Consider the following 25,923-nt stretch of genomic DNA (forward strand, 5'->3'; position numbering starts at 1 on the left):
CATATGGATAAAGACGTATTCAAAGCAAGTTTAGAGCGACACATTACCGTGTCATCCGAGATGGTTGAGGGGATCTTGGCTAAAGCTACTGTCAGAACGTATAAAAAGGGACAGTATTTAATTTACAACGGCAGCGTGGCGCGCAAAACCCATTTTGTAGCTTCGGGTACGGTCATCGCTTATTTTATTGATACCAAAGGCGAAGAACACTTGATACAGTTTGCCTTCGAAGGATGGTGGATTAGTGATATTTATTCTTATTTGTACGGGAAAGAAGCCTTGTTGAATGTACAAGCTTTGGATGATGCGGTAGTGTATGAGTTTGGGTATGAAGCGATTCAGGATTTGTACCGGCAATATCCCGGTCTTCAGTATTACTTTTTGACGATTACTCAAAATGCTTTTGCCGGCTTCCAACACCGCGTTTTGACCAATTTGTCGATGACCGGAGAGGAAAGATACCTGGCTTTTATTGCCAAGTATCCCGAAATTCATCAACGGTTAACCCAGCGATGGATTGCTTCATATTTGGGGTTTTCTCCGGAGTTTTTGAGTCGACTGCGGAAGAAACTGTTAAAGCCTTAAAGGTTGTCAGTAGGATATAAGGTAAAGGAACACGTTAAACCTACAGCAAAGTTTCGCGGTAAACCGGCCACTCCGAGTATGGTGCGACTGTGAGTGCCTTTTTCTTCCAAAACCATTTGAAATAAATCGGAAGCGCCATTAACGACTATCGGACCATCATCCCAATCGGTTGTAGATTGATAATAAGCCTCGATATGGTTTAGTCCCATCACTTTGTCAAATCCAATTTTGGTTTCAATTTGAGAAAGTACATTTAAGGCACAGTATTTCATGGCTTCGTAACCATGCTCCGTGGTGATTTGTTCTCCCAGTCGGCCTTGAAAGAGGTATTTTTCTCCCAATATGGGAAATTGGATAGCGACATAAGCGATGTTTCCTCTGATGTTAACAGATTGGTAATTGCCGCCGGGACGACTTACTTCGGATAGAGTCAACCCCAGTTTTTGAAGTTTAGAAATCAGATTCATGGTTTTGAAAGTAGTTTGGTTTTCGGTCCTTATGTTATTTTCAAATCGTTATTTCTCGTTGTAAAAAATGATGTTTATAATCTGAAGGCGATTGCCCTGTTTTTTGTTTAAAGATACGATTAAATGTGGCTTTTGATTGAAAACCGCATTCATTGGCCAATCCGACCAAGGTGTATTTTTCAAATTCAGGCAAGAACATACGCTCCAAAACTTCCTTTAAACGATATTCATTGATTAAATTGTAAAAGGATACTTGTAAATGTTGGTTGAGCAAAGAAGATAATTTTTTGGGCGAAATATTCATCTCTTCCGCCAAATCAGTTAGACTGAGCGACTCATTGAGGTAGGGTTTTTTGTGTTCGAGTATGTGGTATAATTTTTCTTTAAGCGCTTCAATTTGTTCTTGGGAATAGCCCTCTAAGTATGCACTTTTCTTTTTTACCTCATTCCTCCCCACAAAAAGTTGATGGTTCTCTTCCCGCAGTGTTTCCAGTAAATAATCAGGCAACAGAATTTGAGATTGAAACATGCCTTTGTAGCCCAAATACGAAAACAACAGGACAAAGCCAAAAGCAATTAGGGTACCTATATTCCAAGGGATAACCGGAAAAAACAGTTCATAAATGGTACACAATGTGTCTAGAATTACTATAACCTGCAACCCCAAAAGCAGGTGCTTGTACCAGGTTAAATCTTGTTTCTGTAATGAAGAATAATAATGATGCAGGTTGGTTTGTATGCGTTTGAGAAAACGTGCGGCTTTGTTGAGGTAGAAGAAGAAGAAAATGTTTTCAGGGATGTTAATCAGGTAATCATGATTAGCGTACCAACGTACAAATTCGCGATGCGAAGTGGCCATGCTGAAGGAAAGCGGTACGGTTACCAATGCCCAAACCGCAAAATAGGGGATGAGTTCCCGTAAGAGCGTTTTGTGCCACTTTTTGGAAGGAAAAATCCACGACCGTAGTTGAAAAACCAGTAGCGGTCCGAATAAAAATCCTATCCCATGACCAAAGAATACAGCTATGGCTCCCAATATTCTGAGGCGATGAAGATAGGCATAATAATAAAGAAGGAAGAACAACGCTCCGGCAAAAAAGAGGATAAGTATTTTGGAGTTACCGTTTTTTTTGGCCTTGGCCAAAAATACCATCATTAATGCCAGGAGCGAAATTCCTCCTATCAGAATAAAGTCAATCATCAAATACCAAATTTTCATAGCCTTTTTATTTTTCCGACTTTATTCCTTTTGGGGCTCTTTATATTTTTATCAATTTTTTACTGTGTTGACCTAGTGTGATGATATAGCTTCCTGCAGGAACCGCTGCCAAATGAATCGTTTGATTGTGGTCTAATTTTCCCGACAATACAATTCGGCCTGTCATATCGGTTATCGTATAGGCCGTTCCTACGAACGTAGTATCAGCATTAATAGTTACCCATTCCTGAACCGGATTCGGATAGATGGTAAACGCATGGTGTTCAAAAACCGGGTTAGACAAGACGGTATTATCCATTTTGATTAAGAAATTGTCTCGGTGATTCACAGAAGTAATTTCAAAAACCGCATTAGGCATAGGGTTAATATCTACCGTATGTTGGAATGCAGTCGAAAGGTATACGTTATCGTTTTGATCGATTCCGATAGGAAATCCGTCGATAAAATCGGCTCCTCCAAATTGATAAGCGGCCATTGTATTTCCGTTACTGTCTAATTTCAGCATGTAACTTTCCTGCGCATTTTGGGTATTTTGTTGGATTAGAGAAAGTGTCCCCGAGTTTAAAGTACCGTCAAAAAAGCCTCCGATAAATACTTCGTTTTGGGAGTTAGTAACCAATCCGAATGCTTCGGAACCGGCCGTTGCATCTATGCCTTTTACCCAAGCGATTTGTCCGTTGGCCAAGATTTTTACAACATAGCTGTTAAAAAAGTCGGACGCTGTTATGCTGGTGGTCGAACCATCAGCCATTAAAAATTCGGCTATTCCACCGTAATAACCCGAGAGTAATCGAGCACCTTGGTTGTCAATATCTAATCCAAAACCGAAAATTCTAAAGTTAGAATGCCCCACTTTAACTCCTTCTACGAAGGTTCCGTTGGTGTCTAATTGGACCAAGAAACAACCGTCATAATTGGTGGGTAAAGACAGTATAAATTCACCGGCAGGATCCGGATTTACATCCATATCCCCCGAAAAGGTTCCGATTACATGCATGTTTCCGGCTTCAGTTACTTTTAATCCTGTAACAAAGTCGAAATTGGTGCTGCCCCATTGTTTGGCCCAAACAAATTCCCCCGAGCTGTTTAGTTTCAGGGCAAAGCAATCATGAAAACCTATCGGCGTCATATTGAACTCTGCCACTCCCGGATCAAAATCGGCTGTGGCAAAGAAAAAACCGGCAAGGTAAACATTGCCTGCCCCGTCTGTGCCAATACCATTGGCTTGCTCGTAATCGACACCCGCAATGCTTTTCGCCCAAACAAAGTTGCCGTTGGCATCTAACTTTAATATAAAGGTATCTAAAAAACCGGCCGGAGTCATTAAGAACTCTCCAACACCCGGATCAAAGTCCATTTCATCCTGAAAGACACCGGTTACATAAACATTACCGGCGGCATCGGCTGTGATGGCAGTACCGTTTTCACCATTTGGCCCGCCAATATTTTTGGCCCATTGCAATTCGCCAATATGGTTGTATTTCGCCACAAAAATTTCAAAATCATTCCCGTGTTCGATAACTGAAGTGCCATCGGTAATGTCGAAATCGCAAAAATTGCTGAAATATCCGGTGGTATACGTATTTCCGGCAGCATCGGTGTAAATACTCACCGCTACATCTTCACCATTGCCTCCATAGGATCCGGCCCATTGTGTGGTTTGTGCGGCAACGATACTAAAAAAGCATTGCATTGTTGCCAGAAAAATAAAAAGAGACGTTTTTCTTTTCATAGTATATTTTTTTAAAAGTTAATGCTGCAAATAAATGCAGTGATTTTATTTTTAAGGTCTCAATGCATCCATTGAGACTAGTTTTAGTGATTTATTAACGGAATCGATTTTCGTTTTCCGAAACTTTAAAAGGTATAATCGGGTAGGATGTCGATGATTTGATTGGAGTTGGTAAAAAAGCGAATAATTACGCCGTCCTTGTTATTCCAATCCATAATTATATACAGTTTTTTGTCTCTGTCAAATCCTTGAAACGTTTGATAGTAGCAACCCAATTGTGGCTTTTCAGTTTTTAATTTTTGCTCTGTTTGGTAAATTTTTTCGAGGGGTAATTGCAGATTCGGATGGTTGGCTAATTCGAGCTCCATGTATATTTTCATGGTTTCTTTTAGTGGGGTACTGTATTCAAAAAACATCTGCTCTCTGAGAGAGCGAATCAATACCGACTGTTTTTTTTCATACCGGAATTGCTCTTTGTGGGAGCAACCCGGCAGAAACATCAATAAAAATAAACCTGAATAAAAAAGTAGCGCCGCTTTTGTTTTCATTGGGGAGAAGAGCATGGTATGGGTGTTATTGTACGATGGCTTTTTTGGTAATGATTTGTCCTTCCGTTTCCATTTTTATCAGGAACAATCCTTTAGACGGTAGCGTTACCGATTCGCTGGCGGAGCTCCCGTTTTGTGTCAGTATACGTCTGCCGTTGGTATCGTAGACTTCAATTTTGTCGATAATGGAATCGGCGGTGCAATAAATAATACCGTTAGCTGTAGGATTGGGCGCCAAAGTGACTCTGACCGATTGTGTTGGGTTTTCTACACCTAAAGATCCGGTTGCTTTTACAAAAACACCCTGACCGGAAGCGATATACATTTTGTTGTTGAATTCGGCCATAGCATAGGAATAAAACGGCAACTCTTCATTGAAATTACCCCATGAGGTTTGGCTCGACGAAGTAAGATTTCTTTTTTGAAAATAAGTATGGTTGGTGGAAGGATCTAATGTCAAAGCATACATGTATTGCGCTCCCGGGTATAAAAACCGACTGATACCGTTGATTAGTCCGATGTTATCGGAAATCCAATTGTCTCCCGTATCTTCTGAGCGCAGTAACCGATTGCCTCTGGCCATCAGTATTGTTCCGTTATAACTTACGGCATCATCAGCAGATAGTCCAGGTTGGTAACCGTTGGAATAATAGTCTTCAATCCATTTGAGGGTTGTTGGATCAAATCGATAAAAGGTACCGTTGGCTCCGGCAAAGGCCAGTAATTTCCCATCCTGAGAAATAATCTTATTCACAGTGTAAGAGTAGGTAGGTAAATTATAGGTCATGTTGTTCCAGGTACCCGACATGTTTCGCCATACTCCCGAGCCCTGACTACACAAGTGCAAACGACCTTCGTGCTCTGTAAAAGTGCTGATATGTAATCCCATTAAAGCATGTTGCCACACGCCCGAAGATAAGTTTCTGAAATAGACACCGTCGGCCATGGTTCCTACATACAATACATTGTTGTAAACGGTGATACAGCTCGGTGTAATAGCCACCGGATGAATATTTTCAACTTGCCAATTACTGCCGTCAGTAGTGGCGTACAATTTATTTTCGGTGGCAGCGTATAAACGACCGTTAAACGTATGTATGGCAGTGAACTCGGTTTCGGGCAGTGAAGTGACCAATTCCCATTGTTGTGCCTTTGCTTTGCCAAAGACCAGCAGCACAATTGCTACTATAGTTTTAGTGATTACTTTGCTCATGATTTTTTGATTTAATGATTTGATGATTCAAAAGTACCGGCTCTTTGTCACTTCAACGACAGCTAATGTAATGAGAGTGAAAAATGACTACATGAAAAAGGATATTTTGTTAAAGTGCTCTTTTTTAGTAGCATTACCACTTCAAACCACTCTTTTTCCCGGCAGGCTGTTTATGTCGCTAATATTCACTTTCGCAACAAAATCTGTTTCTCTGATTACAGTTGATAACAAGACTCCTACGGAATAGGAATACATTTGTTGCCATAATGTACTTTGAATCAGCCGAGTATCTTATATACAAAAACAATCATCAATTAAATCAAAAAAAAAAAAAATGAAACAGTTAATTTTAGTCCTGATGCTTAATTTGGCAGCGACTCACTTGGCGCAGGGACAGTCTTTGAAACCGATTGAAATTAAACCGATTGGAACTTCAAATCAAAGTGACGAACCTTATGTTAAAAACAATAAAGCGTCACAACAACAATTCGGATTGGTAGCTCATCAAGAAGCTACGGTAAGCTTGCAATTTACGCTGAAAAAAGAAGGAGCCGTTAGTGTGTTGGTTAAAGACAAACGCGACAGAGTCGTTTATGCGAAACAGTTCCATCGTTTGGGAAACAATACGATTGAGTTGACCATGGATGAGGAAGAAGAATATATTTTATCGCTGACTACTCAGGATCACGAAGCCATGACAGTCAATTTTCAGCAGAAAGGTTTAATTTATTGATTTCAAATCAGAAAGAAATTTGTTTAGGTTAAAAAAGTAATTTTTTGCTCCGCACCAGCGGAGTTTTTTTTTTGGTCTTTTTTCGATTTAATACAACCCTGGTTTCTTTGATGACACTAAAATAGTCTTTCATTACAATTATAAGTCCTTGGCGGTATCGTATCGATTAGCTTTGTTATCAATAGGACAACTTGTTATTGAGCCGAAGTGGAGAGAAGTCAGGACAACCATTTTTTTACTTATTTTTATAGAGTACTAAATTTATTTATATGAGAAGTGTGGTTCAACGAAACAACTTGGATACCGAGTTCTATCCTCAGCAAGCTGTCAGAGTAATCACGACAGTTAACATAGAAAATGAAGTACCGAAGTGGAAACAGCGTTTGGACTGTCGAACTGAATTTCAATCTTCAGGCGCCAAATCAGTGTCGGATTGGATTACTTTTATGGGGTATCAGATAAAATACATAACCGAAATGGAATGCATCACAGCCGGTGATACTTTGGGAAGCGAAGCAAAACTCAATACTTGATAGATGAAACAACCTTTACGATATGCCTTTTTATTTCTTTTGATTCCATTCCTTTTTTGGGGACAAATCCGAAAAGGAGATGCTTTCCGAAATACCATTGATTCTCTCAACAGGGTGGCTTTTGACGCGCCCGGACCGGTAGCCAAAATGGCCGATTCTATGTTGGTTATTGCCCGAAAGAAAAAACGTCCGATAGATGTTGGTTTGCTCTTATTGGTAAGGGGTATTACGGAAACTTGTCGCGGAAATAATGATCAAGCACTCAAGTTTCACATGAAAGCTTACCATTTGTTTGACTCACTTAAATCTAATGAAGGAAAAATTATTAGTCTTGGTAATTTAGCCACTGTGGAGTTGAATATGGAAAATTATACCAAAGCCCTTCAATATTTGAATACTTCCTTAAAGTTAACCAATCCTGCCGACTATAATAATTTAAAAGATATCTATGTAAACCTGGGTGTAGCAAATGACCATAGCGGAAATTACAAAGCAGCCATTGAATATTATAAAAAAGCGATACCACATTTAATTAAATCCGGGAATTACAATAGTTTGGCTATCAATTACCATAACATGTCATCCGCTTACAGTGAACTGAAAGACCTGAAGAGAGCGGAATATTACAGTCTAAAAGCTCTCGATTACCAAAAAAAATCAGGCAGTAAAAGAACTTTAGCTATAGTTACTTTAGCGCTGTCAGATATATATACTGATTTGAATCGTTTAAACGAATCAAAAAAGTATTTGGACATTTGTGGAAAAACAGCCAGAGATTTAAAAACACCGTATTATATCCAAGCCTATTATATTGAATATTATGAATGGCTCAAAAAGAGAGGTGACTTTGAGTTAGCAACAGTTTACAGTGATTCATTAATGGTAATCACCAATACTATCAATTCGGAGGACAAATTACAAGCTACAGCCGAATTGGAAGCTAAGTTTGAAAACGATTTGAAATCGAAAGAAATTGAACTGCTTAAGGTTCAAAAAAAATTGCAAGACACCGAAATGAAGCGGAACGAAGCGTGGAGGTATATATTGGCACTCATTACCGTGTTGTGTTTGGTGTTGATTTTTATTTTGTATCGAAACTACAAATTAAAGCAAAAGGCCAACCAATTGTTGAGTCAGGAAAAAGACGCTTTGGCCCAGCAAAACCTCCAGTTGGAGAACGAAAATATTTTGGTACAGTTTGAAACGCTGAAAAACCAAGTGAGCCCTCATTTTTTGTTTAATTCCCTTAATGCTTTGGCATCTTTAATTACTACCGATCAGCAAAAAGCATTAGCGTTTACCAATTTATTTTCCAAAATATTCAGAAATACACTGGAATTAAAAGACCGACATTTGATTACTTTATCCGAAGAATTACAACACGTGAATGCCTATTTGCAACTTCAAAAAATGCGTTTTCACGATAACTTGATTATCGATATTCAAATTGATTCGAAGGTCATGGCTTATTTTTTACCGCCTTTTTCGTTGCAAATGGTGATTGAAAATGCGGTAAAACACAATGTGATTTCTTCCGAAGCTCCTTTGTTTATCAGCATCAGCAACACCGAAGACTTTCTGCGCATTACCAACAATTTACAGCAACGGAATTATGTGGAAGATTCGACTAAAACCGGTTTGAAAAACATTATCTCTCGATACAAGTACATTACCGCACTCCGTCCTGTTTTTGAAATCAGAAACGATCAGTTTGTGGTAGAATTACCCATTATAAAAGAAGAAAGAGAATGAAAGTAATTATTATTGAAGACGAAAAGTTGGCTTCAGATAACTTGGTGGCCATGATTCAAAAAATAGATCCGACTGTTGAAATCGTGAAGATTATCGACAATGTGAAAAAGGCAATAGACTGGTTGTCGGAGCAACAACCCGATTTGATTTTTATGGATATTCATTTAGGCGATGATATATGTTTTTCCATCTTTGATAAAGTCAAGGTAACCGCGCCTATTATTTTTACAACGGCTTATAATCAGTATGCCATACGGGCTTTTAAACTCAACAGTGTGGATTATCTTTTGAAACCATTTTCGGAAGAGGATTTGCAGTTTGCCCTGGATAAATTCAAATCACAAACCGGAAAAACCGCATTCGATGTTAAGAAATTACTGGAAACGATTATCGATAAACCTACATTTCAGGAACGCTTTATGGTAGTGTCGGGACAAAAAATTAAAAGCATACTCATCGATCAAGTGGCTTATTTTTTGTCGGAAGGGCGGTATGTAAAGTTAGTGACCAAAACCGGCGAAAAGTATCTTTTAGACCAATCGCTGGAAAGTGTAGAGCATAAAGTAGATCCAAACCACTTTTTTAGGATTAATCGACAAGTAATAGTGGGCTTCGACAGTATTCAGCAAATGATTGTTTGGTCGAAGAGCCGCGTGAAATTGGAACTCAAACCCGCCACCGAGTTTGATGTAGTGGTGAGTATCGACAACTCGGGAGAATTTAAAAGATGGTTGAACCGATAAAAGAACACTTTATGAATACTGCATTTTTACATAGTATTTACGGCAAGATTTGGGCTTTACTCTCTATTTTGGCACTGAATGCTTTTGTGTTTAATCCGTGGACCAAATTTCCGTATACGTTTGTGATTTTGATTGCGGCTGTGTTGCTCATCTCTTACGGACAATACAACCGATTGACCGAATTGGGATTCCACTCGCGGTATTCTCTACCAAAGGTGTTGCTCATTGCCGTGGGTTTGTTTTTAGTGGTTGAGCCTTTTGTTGATTTTGTCCTCCAACCGTTCACCAATTGGATAACCAACAGTCCGCCCGATTACGGTGGTTTTGAAATCTTGAAAGGCAATACGCAAATGTACCAAAAGTACCTGCTTTACACTTGGATTAGTGCCGCTTTTGGAGAAGAGATTTTATATCGGGGTTTTTTATTCCAACAGTTGGCCATCCTGTTGCCTCAATCCAAATACACGTTGCCGCTTACCGTGCTGTTGAGCTCAGTTCTTTTTGCGGTGCCGCATTTGTATATGGGTTGGAGTGGTGTTGCCTTTACCTTTTGCTTCGGGGTTTTAATCGGACTCATTTACATTCGTTTTCATTATAATTTATGGATTACCATCCTTCTTCACGGTTTGGTGGATACCTTATTTATAACCCTGGCGTACACCGGCCGTTTGGAGTATTACGAATGGGTGAGTCGTTGGTGGACGCATTTGTTTTAAACAGTTTATGAGAAATACCCTTTTATTTTTGGCGGTGCTGCTTTCGTCTTTGGTTGTAGCGCAAAGCAATTTGTCTTCGGCGGATGAACTGTATCGCGATTTTTCGCGCGCCTATGCCGAGCTGCAACCGGAACAGATTGCGAAGTTGTATACTGTCGATGCCCATATCATCAATTTATACGATAATCAGCCTACAAGCGCTGTTACCGGGCAAAAAGCGATTCGCGCTTTTTATGAACACTATTTTCAATCCGTAACTCAAAACCAACAGCAATTGCGATTGTCTTTTAAAATGGCAAAGCGCCACCAAGATGAGTTCAATACCATTACCGATTACGGTTGTTTCTTGTTGGAGATTGTCCAAAAAGATACGGTTGTAGGCACTTTATACGGGCGGTTTTGTACCCGATTGCGCTATGAAAACAACCGCTGGCTGTTGCAAACCGATGCGGCTACCACTGCCACAAAGTCGGAATACGAGCTGAGTTCGGGAGCGGTGATTACCTACCCATAAAAAAAAGCACCCTATTAAGTACAGCATTCCTGTAAAGCACACACGCTCCGCGTACTGTGTAGCAACTTCGTTTTGTCATCGGGTATTATTGTTGAGGATCTTCTTTTTTTATTTGCTTTCAGCATCAAACGGTTAGAAAATTTTATACAAACTTTGCCGGTCTTCAGATTTTAAAACTTTTGTAACAAAATTTTTTGTTACAACTTTTTCGGGCGTTCTTTTTCCGGCTTTTTCCGGTTAAGGTTTCCAAAGACTCTGCTGCACAAAATTTTCTGCACAATTTGTTTTGTGTCATATTTTTTGTGCAACTTTTTCAAAGCGAACTTTACAACAAAAAAAAAAATTTAACGCTAACGGTCCATTATTTTTTAAATAGGATTTAGTTTAAAAAGAAAGTTCCGGCGATGGGAAACGCTGAGTTACAAAGTGCCGTTTCTTGCAGCAGTAGCATAGTTAATTGATTCGGTATAATGATAGTATAAGGCTCTGCTTTCGATTTTTCAGTTACATAAATCAAATGCAACTAGTACTGCATACCGCTTATATTGGCAGTTCTTTTGGTTCCATTTTCCATGTTCCTTTTCCGGGACTATAAATTATTGGAATTACATAAAATAGAAATCCGAGCCTTTTCTTAAATTTCCAATTTCCTTCAAAACCGTTTCCGTTGTCAGAGAACTTTCCGGAATAATAAATTATGGGATGACTTTTTTCTGAATACTTTCTATCACCATTAATATTAATTATTTGGCAATTTTTAGGCATTGATTTTTCAAAGTAAATTTCGTCATTTTCTATTCTGCCAATAATTTTGCCCGTCTCTTTCATTCCACCCGACTTTTCATCGTCGGTAACTTTTCCACTAAAGGTTTTTCCATCAAATTCTTCAATGACTATTTCAAATTCGGTTTGATCGTAACCGATTATTTTCCGAATTCTGTCATTTTCATAGCAGTATGAACCTTTCCAGTTTCCTAACATTTCTTTCCGGATTATAGTTGTATTTGAGCATTTTCGAAAAATAACCACTAAACGTACTGCGGCTTTGCGACAGTTGTGAAGCCAGCGAACTGATTATTTTCTGTTAAAGATAGCGTTTTCTTGTAAAGAAAAATCGTTAAGGGAACAAAGGAACCGGCAGTTACGTGAAACAGCTGTTAGCGGCAGGTTTTATATCAAACAATTTATTTTATTTTTTCGTTTTTCTGTAATGATTAGCAAAAGAATAACTTACAGCAAATACTATTGCACTGATAAAAGAATGATTCCAATTTATACCATCATTTTGCTCTTTACTGTAAAAAAAATATACGTTTAAAAGAATGACAGGAACAAAAGTTATTAAAATAGCAATAAAATTTCTCATTTATTATTATGTATTTATATTCTTAATTTTATCTCAACAATATGATTTAAATACGAAAATTAATAAGTTAAATCTAGAGATTATTTAATTATGCCTTAGTTTGTTTTCATTTATTTTCGTTAGGTTCGGCTAAACTTTCTGCGAACGTTTCGAAGCTTGCAGTCAGTGGCGACAATTAGCGGATTTGTTGTAAAGATAGCAAAAGCTCGACTTCCCATTTTCCGTCCAGAAAATTGAGTGTGGCCATTTCACCAAACTGTTGATATGTGAGGGGTACTTTCTAAGACTTCAATTTTTAAAACTACTTTTTGAAATCAAAGCCTGCATTAGAAATTTCCGCAGAATCAATAATCTCCTCATTCACGTATATTTCGCTGATGTCAGGTTTTATTTTGGAGAATCTTACTTTATAAAACTTACCAATAGAACATTTTTTTTCTGAGTCGATAGTCAGACAACCTTCAAATTTTTTGTTGTTCACATAATACTTATATTTTATACAATTCTTCCATCCTTTATTGAATTCATATTTTATTGTTTTGGCAACAGTAAAACTATACTCACGGCTAAGATAGTCTTGTCTTCTCAGACTACTGTACAATGAATATAAAATTACGATAGTATAAACTATCATTATGATATTCAATTCTTTTATTTTTTTGTCAGGCTTATTCAAGTATTTGTTTTTTGGGATAAGATGTTAATAACTTTCGCATAACAGCTAGTGTTTGGCGAAGTAGGGAAATATGAAAACCGAAACTTGGTACAAGTAATGAATAAAATTGATCCAAGGGAACCCCTATTTTGCCATACCCATATTGGTAGCGGCTATTTTAAAATTCATATAATAATTTTTTGTCAAGCTTATTTCTTATGTCATTAAATTCAAAAAAATTTCTTCTTTCTTTCCCATCATGAATTATCTCAAATTGTAATGTTTTTACTGAGTCATTTTTGTTTAGATAATATGTTCCGACTGCGTAAAAAGTTGTTGGGTTATACCCTATGCAATGATGTGTTATTTCATTGCCGTCTGTTTCCTTTACTAATGGTTTTTTATATATTTTATCGTAAGTAAACTTATTTATATAACCTATTCCATTTTTATCAATTTTAAGGATATTATTCTCAGTATTTGATAGTACTAGGTTTACTTGGCCTTCAAAATTTTTTGGAACAGTTATTTCTATTTTTGGAGAATATAATTTATACGATACTAATATTGTATTTATTACTAATGTAGAAACTGAAATTTTTAAATAATTTAAATTTGTTAATTTCTTCATTATTATTACTATAAGAGTACCAAAGAGTAGTAAAAGAAATGTACTTAACCAAATGGTTTTTAAAAATTTACCGGTCGAATACATTGATATACAATAAATAAAGTAAATGAGTGTGATTAGTATAATGTAGTAGATTATCTTTTTCAATGTTGTCATTTTTTATAATTACTGCTAACGTTTTTGGCTATCATTCTGTAACGAATCCAACGAACTGCCTACTTTTTGCTAAGATGATTTTTTACGTAAAAACCGGATTACAATTTAAGAAATTCCAGCTATAGCTGATAACCACTGTTAGCTTTAGCTCTAATGGGGAATTGATATTAATTTAGGCTGGTCAATTACGTCAGATTTTGTTTTAAAATTATACAAAGAGTCTGACGCTTTATTGGAAACATGATAAAATTTCTTTTTTACAATTTTTGACAATTGAATAATTCTATCATCTACTTTCATTTGCTGAACAATTTTTGTAATGTCGGAATCTATATTTATAATTAAAGAAAATGAATCTCCATCACAACAGTTTTTGTTCGACTTTAAGTTTGCGTTTTTAATTTTAAAAATTTGATTAAAAAGTTCTCTAAATTCTTTCTCAGACAATTTCCCTTTTAAAATTCTTCCTTGGTTTTCTATATAATACTCGCGATTATTTTTTATTGCAAATGAATACTCGCCCTGCCAACCATTGCTGTAACTCATTTCAAAATAGTTGAATTGTTTTACTTTGTCATTGCAGCAAATTAAAGCAAGCGAAACCAAAATTGTAAAATATATCCTCATTGATTAATCAGCGATGTTCATAAAATTACAGCTAACGTTACGCGGCTTCACGACTGTTGCGATGCCAACGAGCTGATTATTTATGTTAAAGATAAACGTTTTTCGTGATCACAGACAAAATAAAACCAGCAATAGCTTGAAAAAGCTGTTATAATTTGGCGTTTAATGTTGAATTACATTAGCGCGCTAAGTAACCACAAACCTCTTCCGTTTCCATTTCCTTTTCTGTTTCATTTTAGGTTTCCATTTTATACAAACTTTGCCTGTCTTCAGATTTTAAAACTTTTGTAACAAAATTTTTTGTTACAACTTTTTTCGGGCGTTCTTTTTCCGGCTACGTTTTCCAAAAATTTTGCTGCACAAAATTTTCTGCACAATTTATTTTGTGCCATATTTTTTGTGCAACTTTTTCAAAGCCAACTTTACAGCAAAAATTCCAACGCTAACGGTCCATTATTTTTTAAATAGGATTGAGTTTAAAAAGAGAGTTCCGGCGATGGGAAACGCTGAGTTAAAGCATCAAATCCTACAAGTGCTGTTGCCGGGCAAAAAGCGATTCGCGCTTTTTATGAGCATTATTTTCAATCCGTAACTCAAAACCAACCGCATTTGCGATTGCTTTTAAAATGGCAAAGCGCCATCTAGACGCGTTCCGCACCATTACCGATTACGGTTTTTTTGTTGGAGATTGTCCAAAAAGATACGGTTGTAGGCACTTTATACGGGAGGTTTTGTACCCGATTGCGCTATGAAAACAACCGCTGGCTGTTGCAAACCGATGCAGCTGCCACTGCCACAAAGTCGGAATACGAGCTGAGTTCGGGAGCGGTGATTACCTACCCATAAAAAAAAGCACCCTATTAAGTACAGCATTCCTTCAAAGCACACACGCTCCGCGTACTGTGTAGCAACTTCGTTTTGTCATCGGTTGTTATTGTTGAGGATCTTCTTTTTTTATTTGCTTTCAGCATCAAACGGTTAGAAAATTTTACACATCATTTCAGGAATTGTGCAAAAGCCAATCGGGCGTAATCCCGGTACTTTGCAGGGTTAGAATTAATTTCCTGAACAATGAAAAAAAGTATACTGTTGTTACTGCTGACGCTTTCTTTAAGTCTTTCCGCTCAAATCAAATTGGGAGACACGCTGCCGTCTCTGGTTTTAAATAATCCTGATGGGGTGAAAGATACGATTGCTGCCGGTAAAGGGAGCTATGTGCTTATCGACTTTTGGGCTTCATGGTGTGCCCCGTGCAGAAAGAAAAACAAAGAACTGGTTGCGTTGCAAAACAGCTATGACGTAACAGATTTTACCATTGTTGGCATCTCCTTGGATACCGATACCGAGAAATGGATAAAGGCGATTGAGAAAGATAAAATCAATTACCCGCAATTCCATGACCCCAACGGGTTTGATGCTACCACTGCAGTATATTTCGGTGTAGAGCAACTGCCGGCTTCATTCCTTTTTGACAGGGCAGGTACATTAATAGCTGTAAATCCAACGCTGCAGGACATTCGTAATCTTTTAAACTCTAAATAAAAAATGAAAACTAAATTAATGTTTGTGATGCTTTTGGTATTTTTTACCACAATAGCATCTTACGCTCAAATCACTAAGGTAGAAATAATGGCTACCGGTTTAACCTGTTCTATGTGTTCCAATGCGATTAATAAGCAATTGAAAACCCTCCCCGAGGTAGAACGTGTGAGCACCGATTTGAACACAAATACCTTTACGGTACACCTAAAAAAGGAAAACCAAATTACGCCGCTTATCCTAAAGCAAAAGGTGGAAAAGGCCGGATTCTTTGTAGGTTCCATGATTGTTACCCTAACCCTTAATCATTCGAAATGGGAGAATAGTGTGGCGATTACTCCGGAAGGTTCTACGTATGTTTTTCTGGATCAAAAAACCAATCCGGGAAAAGAGGAGGTTGCCGTAAAAGTAATGGACAAAGGTTTTATCACGCCAAAGGAGTATAAAAAAACGGCCAAAGCCTTGTCTAAATACCCTACATATGCTGCCGGTGATGCGAAAACGTTTCATGTAAAAATGATGTAAGATGAGGGCTGTTTTTATTTCTATTTTCATTTTACTAACCTATGCTGTTCGAGCACAAGAGTTATTTGTGGTTACTGAGCCCGCGAGTAATGTTCCTGCCGGTTCTGTAGGAATTAAATTGGGTGAGTCTTTGATGAAAGAACAATATAAAGAAGGTTATAATTATCACATGATGCCCGAAATTACTTGGGGCGTTGACAAGAATTTGATGCTAAGAGTTTCCGGGTTTATCAGTAATCGGAACAGTACCAGCAGCGAATTAAAAACCGAAGGGGGGTCGTTGTATGCCAAATACCGTTTTCTCTCTACCGATGATTTGCACAGTCATTTCCGCATGGCTGCCTTTGGACGCTATAGTTTTAACAACGCCGATATTCATCAGGAAGAGATTGAAACCATGGGACATAATTCGGGTTTTGAATTCGGGATGGTGGCTACCCAACTGATTCAGAAAGTAGCCATCAGTTCATCAGTCAGTGTTGAAAAGGCCTTAGACAATAAGCCGGATTATCCTTTTCCGGATACTCAAAGTGATGTAGCATTCAATTATACCTTATCAGTAGGGAAGTTAATGTATCCAAAGCGTTATTCCGATTACAAGCAAACCAATATCAATTTTATGTTGGAGTTTATGGGACAAACCTTAACCGAAAATCAAAGATCTTTTTTGGATATCGTTCCCTCGGTACAATTTATCCTTAACAGTCAGGCCCGAATTGATTTGGCTTACAAACAAGAATTGTACAGCTCCATGTTGCGCTCGGCACCAAACGGGTTCTATCTGAATCTTCAATATACCTTCTTTAGCCTAAGAGGTAACCAAAAAAATGATTAACTTTGAAACAAAATAATCATGAAAACAACTTTTTTTTCCATTACTACGCTGGCATTTGGCTTTTTATCCTTTGGAAAAGGCCAAAGCGATACCTATGGTTTCAAACCAAACCATTCGATTGTTATTACCCAAACTTCATTCTCTACGAATGAGATTGTTAACGGCTATTTGAAAATTAAAAATGCTTTAGTGAAAAGCGATTTCAAAGGTGCCGCACAATTCGGAGTTGCTTTGTCCAAAACCTTAGATGAAGTGACTCCCGAGGGTTTATCGGCTACCCAAAAAGCCAAATGGCAGGCCATCATTCAGCAGGCGCAAAAGCAAACTCAAATTATTACAGCTTCGGCCGGAAAGTCGGACAAACAAAGAAAAGCGTTTCAAGAGTTAAGCAAAAGTATGCAGGAGTTGATTACTACCTTCGGCGCTGGCCAAAAATTGTATCTCGACTTTTGTCCGATGTATGAAGGAGGCTCCGTTTGGATTAGTGAAAGCAAAGACATTAAGAATCCGTATTACGGAGCGCAAATGCTTACTTGCGGTAAAATTAAAGAAACGTTTGGATAAACGGTAAAGAGTACTACCATGAAAAATATTTTTTATATTGCTGCTGTAGCAGTATTAACATTGGTTTCTTGTAAACCCAAAACCGACAATGCCGAACACCATGTCGGCCACGAACATCATTCAGATTCCATTGTGATTTCCAAAGACACCACAACGGTAACGGGATCAAATGCCGTAAATAAAGATGCCATGGCGTTGTATGCTTGTCCGATGCACCCTGAGGTGCAAGGCAAAAAAGGAGAAGCGTGTTCGAAGTGCGGTATGGAGCTTACCGAACCGGTAACGAAATAAATACATTGTTCGGTTTCGGATACTTTATGATGTACCCAAAAGTCTTTAGCTACCAACCAGAAATGTTTGGTGGTGTCATAGCGTTTTATAATCAAAGTTAAATAGTATTACATATGAAAAAAATACTGCTGGTACTGTTGTTTTTTACTTCCGTTATTTTGGGTTCCACCAAAGAAGCGTATCCATCGGATGGGTTTGGTTTTCACCAACAATCCGGCACTTATACTTGCTTAATGCATCCTGAAGTCCGATCGACCCAACCGGGGAAATGCCCCAAATGCGGCATGACCTTGATCAAGGAGAAAAAAGCAAGAGTGAAGTCGACACCCAAAAGTAGTCCCTCGCCGGAAACCCCAAAAAAGACGGACAGTGATACGACAAAGAAATCCGCCTCTGTTGTGATTTCGGAAGCAGCTGTTGCCACTCCCAAAACCATTTCCAAAACGGTGCGGTATGATTTATACGTACGGGATACCATTGTAAATTTTACAGGAAAGCCCAAAAGAGCCATTGCGGTCAACGGCCAAATTCCGATGCCAACCCTAACCTTTACCGAAGGTGACATGGCAGAAATCTATGTGCATAACGAATTAGATGAGGAAACCTCCCTGCATTGGCATGGTTTGTTTTTGCCTAACAAAGAAGACGGGGTGCCTAATTTGACGCAAATGCCCATTCCGCCGCACTCGACGCACCTGTATCGGTTTCCGATTATTCAAAACGGCACGCATTGGTACCACAGTCATACCGAATTGCAGGAGCAAATCGGCATGTACGGTTCTTTTATTATGAATAAAAGACCCGAGGATCCGACTTTCAGAAAAGGCATCGATGATTTGCCTGCCATTCCGGTCATCTTGAGTGAGTGGACCGATATGAAACCTGAAAATGTACACCGCATGTTGCACAATGCGACCGATTGGTTTGCCATCAAAAAAGGAACCACCCAGAGTTATGCCGAAGCCATTCGCAGCGGGCATTTTATGACCAAGCTTACCAACGAATGGAAGCGCATGAATGCGATGGATGTGAGCGATGTGTATTATGATAGATTCCTCATTAACGGTAAAACCCAAAATGAGTTTCCGCAATTTAAGGCCGGAGATAAGGTACGTTTGCGTATCTCTAACGGTGGGGCATCGACCTATTTTTGGCTCACCTATTCCGGTGGAAAAATTACCGTTGTAGCCAGTGACGGCAACGATGTAGAGCCGGTAGAAGTAGACCGACTACTCATTGCCGTTTCCGAAACCTATGATGTGATTGTGACCATTCCCGAGGACGGTAAAGCGTATGAATTTCTGGCAACTGCCGAAGACCGGACCAAATCGACTTCTCTCATTTTGGGAAGTGGCGTCAAACAATTGGCCACCCCATTACCCAAGCTGAAATATTTTGAAGGAATGAAGATGATGAACGACATGATGAAAATGAACGGCGATTTGGACGATATGGGCATGCAGATGTCACTCAATCAAATGGATATGAATGTGGTCATGTATCCCGAGATTACCGGTCCCGAAATTCAAAAAACAAAGCGAAATAGTACGGAATCCAATCCGAATCAATACGATGGCAATGCACTTTCCGACATAGTGACGCTTAATTATGCCATGCTCAAAGCCCCGCAGAAAACAACTTTGCCTGAAGGTCCTGTTAAAGAATTGCGATTTGAATTATCGGGTAATATGAACCGCTATGTGTGGAGTTTGGACAATAAAGTAGTGTCGGAAACCGATAAAATATTGATTAGAAAAGGAGAGAATGTCAGGATAGTGCTCTACAACGGTTCCATGATGCGTCACCCGATGCATTTACACGGTCATGATTTTAGGGTGGTAAACGGTCAAGGCGATTATGCTCCGTTGAAAAATGTTATCGACATTATGCCGATGGAAACCGATACTTTAGAGTTTCATGCCAATGTAGAAGGCGATTGGTTTTTTCACTGTCATATTCTCTATCACATGATGAGCGGCATGGGACGCGTTTTTACGTATGAAAATCAGGCGGCTAATCCTTTAATCCCAAATCCGAAATTGGCGCAACGTAAGTTATTTGCCGATGACAGGGAATTTCACATCATGGCCGAAAATGATTTTGCGACGAACGGGAACGACGGCGGCTTGATGATTCAAAATACACGTTGGAGTATCGGTACCGAATGGCGTTTAGGGTATAACGACATGCACGGTTACGAAACCGAAACCCACATTGGTCGTTATATCGGCAAGATGCAATGGCTGATGCCATTTGTAGGGTTCGATTGGCGCTATCGCAAAATGGAAGCCGGTGAAATGGAAGAAAACCTCTTTGGGCAAACCAGTACTAAAGACAAAAGAGGTGTTTTCAGTTTGGGTGTCGAATACACGTTGCCCATGCTTATCAAAGCGCAAGCAGAAGCCTACGACGACGGTAATTTCAGAATCCAATTGGAACGCATGGATATACCGTTGTCCAAAAGATTGCGCATGAATGTGATGTGGAATACCGATAAAGAGTATATGGCTGGTTTACGCTACATCACGACGCGACATTCCGGCATCACCGTCCATTATGATAGCGATATGAAACTAGGTTTCGGGATACAATTAAATTATTAATATTATATGAATGAAAAGCAGTATGAAACCGCCCGACTTTGGTTTGAACCTTTACAAGCCAATGTAGCCGGGTTTATCCAAGAGTTACTGAATTCCCAAGGGTGGTTGCAATTTATCGGCAATCGAAATGTGAACACTTTAGCAGATGCTGAAGCCTATATTCAGAAAGTAACAACCCATCCCGATTTGGATTATTACACTGTGTTTTTAAAAGAAAATCGCCGACCAATAGGGATTCTTACGGTAATTCAGCGGGATTACTTAGATTTTCCCGATTTGGGTTTTGCCTTCTTACCGCAATATTCGGGAAAAGGGTACGCTTTTGAAGCGGCAGCTTGTTTGTTAACCGAATTGACGAAGACCCACGATACCCTATTTGCGGTTACCATGAAGGAAAACCAAAGCTCCATACAGCTATTGGAGAGACTTGGCTTTATCCGAGAACGGGAAGTGGAACAAGGTGGTGATTTTTTGTGGGTTTACACGTATTCGAAACCCTGCAGCAGTAAGTAAACCGAAGAGTCTTTATCTTTGTATGGGTTTCTGTATTTCAATATTTAAATTGTTCTTATGAAGATAGCGGTAAAAAATATGGTATGCCAACGTTGCATTATGGTGGTTACTCAGGAGTTAGCCAATCACGGTTTGGTACCCGAGCAGGTGCAATTGGGTGAAGTTACGTTTAAGGAGTCTTTATCGGAAGAGCAATTAGTGCTGTTAAAGCATCGGTTAGCGGCTCACGGTTTTGAGGTACTCGATGACCGCAAAGCGATGATTATTGAAAAAGTGAAGAATATTATCGTGGGCATCATTCACGGGAGTGATGAGGTGGTGTTGCAAAGAAACTTTTCAGACATTATTGCCCAACAAATCCCGGTGGAGTACAATTACATCAGCTCAATTTTTTCTACCACCGAAGGAATAACCATTGAGCAATTTATCATTTTACAGCGAATTGAAAGAGTCAAGGAACTTTTGGTATACAATGAACTTTCGTTGAGTGAAATTGCCTATAAGTTAGGCTACAGTAATGTACAGCATCTTTCTACACAATTTAAAAAAGTCACCGGACTTACGCCTTCCCATTTCAAATTGGTTAAAGAAAACAAGCGGCAATCGCTCGATCAATTATAAAATTTTACACATCTTATCCGGAATTTTATAACAATCTGTTCTGTACTCGGTTCTACCTTTGTTTCACTAAATCAAAAGGATATGCAAAGCACAAACAGACTTCAGATTAAAGGGATGGTATGCACCCGATGTATAGCCATCCTCTTTGAGGAACTTTCTCTCATTGGTTTAGAAATTACCTCAATTCAGTTGGGAGAGGTTTTTTTCAAAGGCGAACTACCGGCTCATGTGGATGAAGATACGATACAAAAGACCATTGAAAAGTATGGATTTGAATTGTTGTCTGATAAAAAAATCCAATTGGTGGCCGCTGTGAAGGAATGGGTAAAAACAGGAATCGATCGCCAAGCGGAAACCCGAAATACCATTAAGTTTTCCGATTATTTGAGTCGGCATTTACAAAAAGAGTATGCTTATCTGAGTGCGGTCTTTTCTGAAATTGAAGGTGTAACGCTCGAGAAGTACATTATTACCCAACGCATTTTAAAAGTAAAAGAGCAACTCATCCAAACCGATAAATCACTTACTGAGATATCCGATGAATTGGGATACAGCAGTGTTTCCCATTTGTCCCGACAATTAAAATCGTATACCGGTTTTGACACCAACTATTATAAAAATATACGAAAAACAGCTTCTTTTTCAGCAAAGGAGTTTCAATCATCATCAGGGGCGTAACTTCAGAAGTACCGCCCGATTTTACAAATCAATCCCTTGTGTTTAACACCCATTTTTAATTATGGAAACTACCAAAACAACAGTTCCGATACCCGACAAAAAGAATATTTTCACCAAGCAAACCTTTCCGGTTACGGGTATGACTTGTGCGGCTTGCGCCATTAGTGTGGAAAGTATTATCAAAGCGACCGAAGGCGTCAAAGATGCTTCGGTTAATTATGCCAATCAATCGGCTTGGATTGAGTATTCGGATGCGGTGACCATCGAAGAAATTCAAAACCGAACCCGATCCATCGGATACGACTTGATAGTGAATGAGGAGGATCCTTTTCAGGCGCAACAAGACCAACAGCAAAAGCATTATGAAGCTCTTAAAAAGAGAACCGTTTTAGCCATATTGCTATCGATTCCCATCACCATTATCGGGATGTTTTTTATGGATATGCCTTACGGCAACTACATCATGATGACTTTAGCGACGCCGGTGGTGTTTTATTTCGGAAGAAGTTTCTTTGCCAATGCGTATAAGCAAGCCAAACACGGTAAAGCTAACATGGATACGCTGGTCGCTTTGAGTACCGGTATTGCTTATCTTTTCAGTGTTTTTAATACTTTTTTTCCGGCCTTTTGGCATGAAAGAGGTTTACACGCCCATGTTTACTTTGAAGCGGCAGCCGTGATTGTGGCTTTTATTTCGATTGGAAAATTGTTAGAAGAAAAGGCCAAATCCAATACGTCATCGGCTATTAAAAAATTAATGGGTCTTCAACCTAAAACGGTAACGGTCATAACAGACGGTAAGGAAGCAGAAGTTCCGATAGCCTCAGTCGTTATTGGTGACATTATTGTGGTCAAACCGGGGGATAAAATTCCGGTTGACGGTGAAGTAACCCACGGCATCTCTTTTGTAGACGAAAGTATGATTAGCGGTGAACCGATACCGGTTGAAAAAAGTAAAGGAACCAAAGTATACGCCGGTACCATCAACCAAAAAGGCAGTTTTCAATTCAAAGCGGAAAAAGTAGGTGGGGATACCATATTGGCGCACATCATCAAAATGGTACAGGAAGCGCAAGGCAGTAAGCCACCGGTACAGAAATTAGTGGACAAAATTGCCGGAATTTTTGTGCCTGTGGTCATTGGGATAGCGATACTGACTTTTATAGCCTGGATGGTGTTTGGCACTGAAAATGCGTTGACGCATGCTTTGCTGACTTCGGTTTCGGTCTTGGTTATTGCGTGTCCGTGTGCGCTCGGATTAGCCACGCCAACCGCCATCATGGTAGGCATTGGTAAAGGAGCGGAGAACAATATCTTAATCAAAGATGCCGAAAGTTTGGAGTTGGGTCACAAGGTTAACGCTATCATTTTAGATAAAACCGGAACCATTACCGAAGGAAAACCGGTGGTTACCGATTTGGTGTGGAAAGCAGACCCAAAAGAGACCACATTGTTCAAACAAGTCTTGTACAGCATTGAGCTGCAATCGGAACATCCGTTGGCAGAAGCCGTAACCGAAATTTTAAAACGCGAAAATACAGCATCGGTAGTACTCGACCGATTCGAGAGTATTACCGGCAAAGGGGTAAAAGCCACTTATAGCGGCAAGTCTTACTTTATCGGTAATCCCAAGTTGATGACACAACACCAAATTGAAGTAGATGCGACCTTAGCCGAGCAGGCTTCCCAATGGCAAAAAGAAGCCAAAACGGTAGTTTTCTTTGCAGACGACCGTACTACCTTGGCAGCCATTGCTATAGCCGATAAGGTGAAAGCGACTTCTAAAGAAGCGATTCGAGCGCTTCATGACCGCGGAATTGAAGTGTATATGCTGACCGGTGATAACGCCCAAACAGCGCAAGCTGTGGCACAAGAAGTAGGGTTGACCCATTTCAAGGCCGAAGTTATGCCATCAGATAAAGCTTCTTTTGTGAAAGAACTTCAGGCGCAAGGCAAAGTAGTTGCGATGGTGGGAGACGGTATCAACGATAGTCATGCCTTAGCACAAGCCGATGTCAGTATTGCCATGGGTAAAGGTTCCGATATTGCCATGGATGTGGCTAAAATGACCTTAATCACTTCTGATTTAAATATGATTCCCAAAGCTTTGACATTGTCAAGCAAAACCATCACGACCATCAAGCAGAATTTGTTTTGGGCCTTTATTTATAATCTAATCGGTATTCCGGTAGCCGCCGGATTGTTATATCCTTACAACGGATTTTTACTTGATCCTATGATTGCGGGAGCAGCCATGGCTTTGAGTTCGGTTTCGGTGGTAGGGAATAGTTTGCGATTAAAAATGATCCGATTCAGATAGGCGATTACATTTGGTAATCAGCAAGAGAAAGTCCGGTTTGAAACCGGACTTTTTTTTTGTTTCAAATTCAAAAAATTTTAGAAATCTTCCGTTTAATAGTGCAAAGACCGACGGAGCGCGTCCAATTAATTTTGTTTCATAGTATTAACTTAAACTGTTTTAATATGTTACAAGATTTAAAATTGGGGAGCGTATTCCTCGCGGCCGGTATGTTGATTCTAACATTGAATTCTTGCCAAGACGGAGATACCAAGACCACAAAAGAAGCCAATAGTCAATCAACGGGAGCGAGTGCTCTTCCTGTGGATGTTATTGTAGCGCAAGAGACTGATTTAAATCAGGAAGAGGTAGTTGTGGGCACTATAGTTCCTAATCAGGAAATAGCTGTTGTAAGTGAGATCGCCCAAAAAGTTTCCCGAATTGCTTTTAGTGACGGAAGCAATGTAGTTAAAGGGCAATTACTTTACAAATTACACGACGCTGATTTAAAAGCAAAGTTGAAAGAACTAAAAGCCGAGCTCCAATTGGCACAACTCAATGAACGACGAATGGAAAGGCTGCTGCAAACCGATGCTGTTCGAAAGCAAGAGTATGACGATGTGGCGACCAAGTTACAAGCCATGAAGGCTCAGGAAGAGTTCCTGTTATCCCAGTTGAGTAAAACCGAAATCAGAGCTCCGTTCTCGGGGCGTATCGGGATTTCTAAAGTTGCAGTGGGTGCTTATGTCACACCCGGACTTGATTTAGTGAATTTACAAGATCAGAGCAAGGTTAAGATTCACTTTTCGGTGCCGGAAAAATATCTTTTACAGGTTAAAAAAGGAGGCCAAATCAGGTTTACCACTCAGCTCTCAACGCAGTTCAAGACGGCAACAATAAATGCCGTAGAATCCGGTTTGGAGGAGGCTAACCGAAGCGTGCGTGTGCAAGCGTTGACAGGAAATGCCGGTGGCGCATTCAAAGGTGGCATGTCTGCCAAAATACACTTTTCGGCTGTAAGAGAGGGAACTAAAGGAATTAAAATACCGTCTGAAGCCTTGATTCCCGGGGAGAATGGCTACAATGTTTACATCGTAGTGGACGGGAAAGCGCAATTAACTCCGGTAACTATTGCCAACCGATCGGAATCAGAGGCCATCATTAATTCGGGGATTAAAAACGGCGATACGATAGTAATTACCAATATTCTTCGTTTGGGTCACGGCATGCCGGTTAATGCGATTCCTTCAAAATAATACTAATAC

28 protein-coding genes are annotated in these 25,923 nt (G+C 39.3%); 19 read left to right on the top strand and 9 right to left on the bottom strand.

Annotated features, from left to right (window positions below):
- The first annotated feature begins 3 nt into the window (after nucleotides 1-3).
- Nucleotides 4-585: a Crp/Fnr family transcriptional regulator gene (locus tag QHT84_RS04885; protein WP_283238431.1), complete on the top strand. Its 582-nt coding sequence runs from the start codon at nucleotides 4-6 to the stop codon at nucleotides 583-585.
- Here the strand turns inward: QHT84_RS04885 and QHT84_RS04890 are convergent.
- The 5 genes from QHT84_RS04890 to QHT84_RS04910 form a co-directional block, all read right to left on the bottom strand.
- Nucleotides 582-1,052, bottom strand: a complete 471-nt coding sequence (locus tag QHT84_RS04890) for a RidA family protein (RefSeq protein WP_283238432.1) — start codon at nucleotides 1,050-1,052, stop codon at nucleotides 582-584. The two genes, QHT84_RS04885 and QHT84_RS04890, sit on opposite strands and share 4 nt — an antisense overlap.
- Before the next feature lie 40 nt (nucleotides 1,053-1,092).
- On the bottom strand, nucleotides 1,093-2,271 hold the full coding sequence (locus QHT84_RS04895; protein WP_283238433.1) for a helix-turn-helix domain-containing protein: 1,179 nt from the start codon (nucleotides 2,269-2,271) through the stop codon (nucleotides 1,093-1,095).
- A gap of 40 nt (nucleotides 2,272-2,311) precedes the next feature.
- Nucleotides 2,312-4,003 carry a T9SS type A sorting domain-containing protein gene (locus QHT84_RS04900; protein ID WP_283238434.1) on the bottom strand — a complete coding sequence of 564 codons (1,692 nt, stop codon included), beginning with the start codon at nucleotides 4,001-4,003 and terminating at the stop codon, nucleotides 2,312-2,314.
- Between the two features lie 125 nt (nucleotides 4,004-4,128).
- Entirely contained in the window at nucleotides 4,129-4,551 is a 423-nt protein-coding gene (locus QHT84_RS04905; protein ID WP_283238435.1) for a hypothetical protein, read from the bottom strand.
- A gap of 25 nt (nucleotides 4,552-4,576) precedes the next feature.
- Complete coding sequence (locus QHT84_RS04910; RefSeq protein WP_283238436.1) at nucleotides 4,577-5,764, bottom strand: T9SS type A sorting domain-containing protein; 1,188 nt, start codon at nucleotides 5,762-5,764, stop codon at nucleotides 4,577-4,579.
- Nucleotides 5,765-6,098: 334 nt separating this feature from the next.
- Between QHT84_RS04910 and QHT84_RS04915 the strand changes: the two genes are divergently transcribed.
- The 6 genes from QHT84_RS04915 to QHT84_RS04940 all read left to right on the top strand — a co-directional run bounded on the left by QHT84_RS04915 (nucleotide 6,099) and on the right by QHT84_RS04940 (nucleotide 10,755).
- Entirely contained in the window at nucleotides 6,099-6,497 is a 399-nt protein-coding gene (locus QHT84_RS04915) for a hypothetical protein (RefSeq protein ID WP_283238437.1), read from the top strand.
- Nucleotides 6,498-6,766: 269 nt separating this feature from the next.
- Complete coding sequence (locus QHT84_RS04920) at nucleotides 6,767-7,030, top strand: hypothetical protein (RefSeq protein ID WP_283238438.1); 264 nt, start codon at nucleotides 6,767-6,769, stop codon at nucleotides 7,028-7,030.
- 3 nt (nucleotides 7,031-7,033) lie between these two features.
- Nucleotides 7,034-8,782 (top strand): tetratricopeptide repeat-containing sensor histidine kinase, encoded by a 1,749-nt coding sequence (locus QHT84_RS04925; RefSeq protein WP_283238439.1) that lies wholly within the window; start codon nucleotides 7,034-7,036, stop codon nucleotides 8,780-8,782.
- Nucleotides 8,779-9,525 carry a LytR/AlgR family response regulator transcription factor gene (locus tag QHT84_RS04930; RefSeq protein WP_283238440.1) on the top strand — a complete coding sequence of 249 codons (747 nt, stop codon included), beginning with the start codon at nucleotides 8,779-8,781 and terminating at the stop codon, nucleotides 9,523-9,525. The genes QHT84_RS04925 and QHT84_RS04930 overlap by 4 nt, the downstream gene beginning before the upstream one ends.
- A gap of 11 nt (nucleotides 9,526-9,536) precedes the next feature.
- Complete coding sequence (locus QHT84_RS04935; RefSeq protein ID WP_283238441.1) at nucleotides 9,537-10,241, top strand: CPBP family intramembrane glutamic endopeptidase; 705 nt, start codon at nucleotides 9,537-9,539, stop codon at nucleotides 10,239-10,241.
- Nucleotides 10,242-10,248: 7 nt separating this feature from the next.
- Nucleotides 10,249-10,755 (top strand): nuclear transport factor 2 family protein, encoded by a 507-nt coding sequence (locus tag QHT84_RS04940; protein WP_283238442.1) that lies wholly within the window; start codon nucleotides 10,249-10,251, stop codon nucleotides 10,753-10,755.
- 540 nt (nucleotides 10,756-11,295) lie between these two features.
- Here QHT84_RS04940 and QHT84_RS04945 read toward each other — a convergent pair.
- The 4 genes from QHT84_RS04945 to QHT84_RS04960 form a co-directional block, all read right to left on the bottom strand.
- Nucleotides 11,296-11,736, bottom strand: coding sequence for a hypothetical protein (locus QHT84_RS04945; RefSeq protein ID WP_283238443.1), 441 nt, complete (start codon nucleotides 11,734-11,736; stop codon nucleotides 11,296-11,298).
- Nucleotides 11,737-12,422: 686 nt separating this feature from the next.
- Nucleotides 12,423-12,797 (bottom strand): hypothetical protein, encoded by a 375-nt coding sequence (locus tag QHT84_RS04950; RefSeq protein ID WP_283238444.1) that lies wholly within the window; start codon nucleotides 12,795-12,797, stop codon nucleotides 12,423-12,425.
- Between the two features lie 157 nt (nucleotides 12,798-12,954).
- Nucleotides 12,955-13,407 carry a hypothetical protein gene (locus QHT84_RS04955; protein WP_283238445.1) on the bottom strand — a complete coding sequence of 151 codons (453 nt, stop codon included), beginning with the start codon at nucleotides 13,405-13,407 and terminating at the stop codon, nucleotides 12,955-12,957.
- Nucleotides 13,408-13,713: 306 nt separating this feature from the next.
- Nucleotides 13,714-14,109 carry a hypothetical protein gene (locus QHT84_RS04960; RefSeq protein ID WP_283238446.1) on the bottom strand — a complete coding sequence of 132 codons (396 nt, stop codon included), beginning with the start codon at nucleotides 14,107-14,109 and terminating at the stop codon, nucleotides 13,714-13,716.
- Nucleotides 14,110-14,868: 759 nt separating this feature from the next.
- On the opposite strand from QHT84_RS04960, the gene QHT84_RS04965 reads away from it, so the two are divergent.
- The 12 genes from QHT84_RS04965 to QHT84_RS05020 all read left to right on the top strand — a co-directional run bounded on the left by QHT84_RS04965 (nucleotide 14,869) and on the right by QHT84_RS05020 (nucleotide 25,914).
- The gene (locus QHT84_RS04965) at nucleotides 14,869-15,036 is read left to right on the top strand and encodes a hypothetical protein (RefSeq protein WP_283238447.1); all 168 of its coding nucleotides are present in this window, start codon (nucleotides 14,869-14,871) and stop codon (nucleotides 15,034-15,036) included.
- A 225-nt stretch (nucleotides 15,037-15,261) separates the two neighbouring features.
- Nucleotides 15,262-15,732 carry a TlpA family protein disulfide reductase gene (locus tag QHT84_RS04970; RefSeq protein WP_283238448.1) on the top strand — a complete coding sequence of 157 codons (471 nt, stop codon included), beginning with the start codon at nucleotides 15,262-15,264 and terminating at the stop codon, nucleotides 15,730-15,732.
- Between the two features lie 3 nt (nucleotides 15,733-15,735).
- Entirely contained in the window at nucleotides 15,736-16,254 is a 519-nt protein-coding gene (locus tag QHT84_RS04975; protein ID WP_283238449.1) for a heavy-metal-associated domain-containing protein, read from the top strand.
- Between the two features lies 1 nt (nucleotide 16,255).
- Nucleotides 16,256-17,089 carry a hypothetical protein gene (locus QHT84_RS04980; protein ID WP_283238450.1) on the top strand — a complete coding sequence of 278 codons (834 nt, stop codon included), beginning with the start codon at nucleotides 16,256-16,258 and terminating at the stop codon, nucleotides 17,087-17,089.
- Nucleotides 17,090-17,107: 18 nt separating this feature from the next.
- Complete coding sequence (locus QHT84_RS04985; protein ID WP_283238451.1) at nucleotides 17,108-17,653, top strand: DUF3347 domain-containing protein; 546 nt, start codon at nucleotides 17,108-17,110, stop codon at nucleotides 17,651-17,653.
- A gap of 18 nt (nucleotides 17,654-17,671) precedes the next feature.
- On the top strand, nucleotides 17,672-17,944 hold the full coding sequence (locus tag QHT84_RS04990; protein ID WP_283238452.1) for a heavy metal-binding domain-containing protein: 273 nt from the start codon (nucleotides 17,672-17,674) through the stop codon (nucleotides 17,942-17,944).
- 113 nt (nucleotides 17,945-18,057) lie between these two features.
- Nucleotides 18,058-20,547, top strand: a complete 2,490-nt coding sequence (locus tag QHT84_RS04995) for a multicopper oxidase domain-containing protein (RefSeq protein ID WP_283238453.1) — start codon at nucleotides 18,058-18,060, stop codon at nucleotides 20,545-20,547.
- 6 nt (nucleotides 20,548-20,553) lie between these two features.
- Nucleotides 20,554-21,060: a GNAT family N-acetyltransferase gene (locus tag QHT84_RS05000; RefSeq protein WP_283238454.1), complete on the top strand. Its 507-nt coding sequence runs from the start codon at nucleotides 20,554-20,556 to the stop codon at nucleotides 21,058-21,060.
- Nucleotides 21,061-21,117: 57 nt separating this feature from the next.
- Nucleotides 21,118-21,681, top strand: coding sequence for a helix-turn-helix domain-containing protein (locus QHT84_RS05005; protein WP_283238455.1), 564 nt, complete (start codon nucleotides 21,118-21,120; stop codon nucleotides 21,679-21,681).
- A gap of 81 nt (nucleotides 21,682-21,762) precedes the next feature.
- Nucleotides 21,763-22,359, top strand: a complete 597-nt coding sequence (locus QHT84_RS05010) for an AraC family transcriptional regulator (protein WP_283238456.1) — start codon at nucleotides 21,763-21,765, stop codon at nucleotides 22,357-22,359.
- Nucleotides 22,360-22,420: 61 nt separating this feature from the next.
- A complete protein-coding gene (locus QHT84_RS05015) occupies nucleotides 22,421-24,679 on the top strand; it encodes a heavy metal translocating P-type ATPase (RefSeq protein WP_283238457.1) in 2,259 nt (752 codons plus the stop codon).
- A 164-nt stretch (nucleotides 24,680-24,843) separates the two neighbouring features.
- Nucleotides 24,844-25,914, top strand: coding sequence for an efflux RND transporter periplasmic adaptor subunit (locus QHT84_RS05020; protein WP_283238458.1), 1,071 nt, complete (start codon nucleotides 24,844-24,846; stop codon nucleotides 25,912-25,914).
- Nucleotides 25,915-25,923: the final 9 nt, after the last annotated feature.

The sequence above is a fragment of the Flavobacterium sedimenticola genome (genome assembly GCF_030053345.1).
Classification (GTDB): domain Bacteria; phylum Bacteroidota; class Bacteroidia; order Flavobacteriales; family Flavobacteriaceae; genus Flavobacterium; species Flavobacterium sedimenticola.

What these genes read in the sequence shown, in the direction of transcription:
- QHT84_RS04885 (WP_283238431.1), top strand. Translation starts at nt 4, where the DNA reads ATGGATAAAGACGTATTCAAAGCAAGTTTAGAGCGACACATTACCGTG.
- QHT84_RS04890 (WP_283238432.1), bottom strand. Translation starts at nt 1,052, where the DNA reads ATGAATCTGATTTCTAAACTTCAAAAACTGGGGTTGACTCTATCCGAA.
- QHT84_RS04895 (WP_283238433.1), bottom strand. Translation starts at nt 2,271, where the DNA reads ATGAAAATTTGGTATTTGATGATTGACTTTATTCTGATAGGAGGAATT.
- QHT84_RS04900 (WP_283238434.1), bottom strand. Translation starts at nt 4,003, where the DNA reads ATGAAAAGAAAAACGTCTCTTTTTATTTTTCTGGCAACAATGCAATGC.
- QHT84_RS04905 (WP_283238435.1), bottom strand. Translation starts at nt 4,551, where the DNA reads ATGAAAACAAAAGCGGCGCTACTTTTTTATTCAGGTTTATTTTTATTG.
- QHT84_RS04910 (WP_283238436.1), bottom strand. Translation starts at nt 5,764, where the DNA reads ATGAGCAAAGTAATCACTAAAACTATAGTAGCAATTGTGCTGCTGGTC.
- QHT84_RS04915 (WP_283238437.1), top strand. Translation starts at nt 6,099, where the DNA reads ATGAAACAGTTAATTTTAGTCCTGATGCTTAATTTGGCAGCGACTCAC.
- QHT84_RS04920 (WP_283238438.1), top strand. Translation starts at nt 6,767, where the DNA reads ATGAGAAGTGTGGTTCAACGAAACAACTTGGATACCGAGTTCTATCCT.
- QHT84_RS04925 (WP_283238439.1), top strand. Translation starts at nt 7,034, where the DNA reads ATGAAACAACCTTTACGATATGCCTTTTTATTTCTTTTGATTCCATTC.
- QHT84_RS04930 (WP_283238440.1), top strand. Translation starts at nt 8,779, where the DNA reads ATGAAAGTAATTATTATTGAAGACGAAAAGTTGGCTTCAGATAACTTG.
- QHT84_RS04935 (WP_283238441.1), top strand. Translation starts at nt 9,537, where the DNA reads ATGAATACTGCATTTTTACATAGTATTTACGGCAAGATTTGGGCTTTA.
- QHT84_RS04940 (WP_283238442.1), top strand. Translation starts at nt 10,249, where the DNA reads ATGAGAAATACCCTTTTATTTTTGGCGGTGCTGCTTTCGTCTTTGGTT.
- QHT84_RS04945 (WP_283238443.1), bottom strand. Translation starts at nt 11,736, where the DNA reads ATGTTAGGAAACTGGAAAGGTTCATACTGCTATGAAAATGACAGAATT.
- QHT84_RS04955 (WP_283238445.1), bottom strand. Translation starts at nt 13,407, where the DNA reads ATGAAGAAATTAACAAATTTAAATTATTTAAAAATTTCAGTTTCTACA.
- QHT84_RS04960 (WP_283238446.1), bottom strand. Translation starts at nt 14,109, where the DNA reads ATGAGTTACAGCAATGGTTGGCAGGGCGAGTATTCATTTGCAATAAAA.
- QHT84_RS04970 (WP_283238448.1), top strand. Translation starts at nt 15,262, where the DNA reads ATGAAAAAAAGTATACTGTTGTTACTGCTGACGCTTTCTTTAAGTCTT.
- QHT84_RS04975 (WP_283238449.1), top strand. Translation starts at nt 15,736, where the DNA reads ATGAAAACTAAATTAATGTTTGTGATGCTTTTGGTATTTTTTACCACA.
- QHT84_RS04980 (WP_283238450.1), top strand. Translation starts at nt 16,256, where the DNA reads ATGAGGGCTGTTTTTATTTCTATTTTCATTTTACTAACCTATGCTGTT.
- QHT84_RS04985 (WP_283238451.1), top strand. Translation starts at nt 17,108, where the DNA reads ATGAAAACAACTTTTTTTTCCATTACTACGCTGGCATTTGGCTTTTTA.
- QHT84_RS04990 (WP_283238452.1), top strand. Translation starts at nt 17,672, where the DNA reads ATGAAAAATATTTTTTATATTGCTGCTGTAGCAGTATTAACATTGGTT.
- QHT84_RS04995 (WP_283238453.1), top strand. Translation starts at nt 18,058, where the DNA reads ATGAAAAAAATACTGCTGGTACTGTTGTTTTTTACTTCCGTTATTTTG.
- QHT84_RS05000 (WP_283238454.1), top strand. Translation starts at nt 20,554, where the DNA reads ATGAATGAAAAGCAGTATGAAACCGCCCGACTTTGGTTTGAACCTTTA.
- QHT84_RS05005 (WP_283238455.1), top strand. Translation starts at nt 21,118, where the DNA reads ATGAAGATAGCGGTAAAAAATATGGTATGCCAACGTTGCATTATGGTG.
- QHT84_RS05010 (WP_283238456.1), top strand. Translation starts at nt 21,763, where the DNA reads ATGCAAAGCACAAACAGACTTCAGATTAAAGGGATGGTATGCACCCGA.
- QHT84_RS05015 (WP_283238457.1), top strand. Translation starts at nt 22,421, where the DNA reads ATGGAAACTACCAAAACAACAGTTCCGATACCCGACAAAAAGAATATT.
- QHT84_RS05020 (WP_283238458.1), top strand. Translation starts at nt 24,844, where the DNA reads ATGTTACAAGATTTAAAATTGGGGAGCGTATTCCTCGCGGCCGGTATG.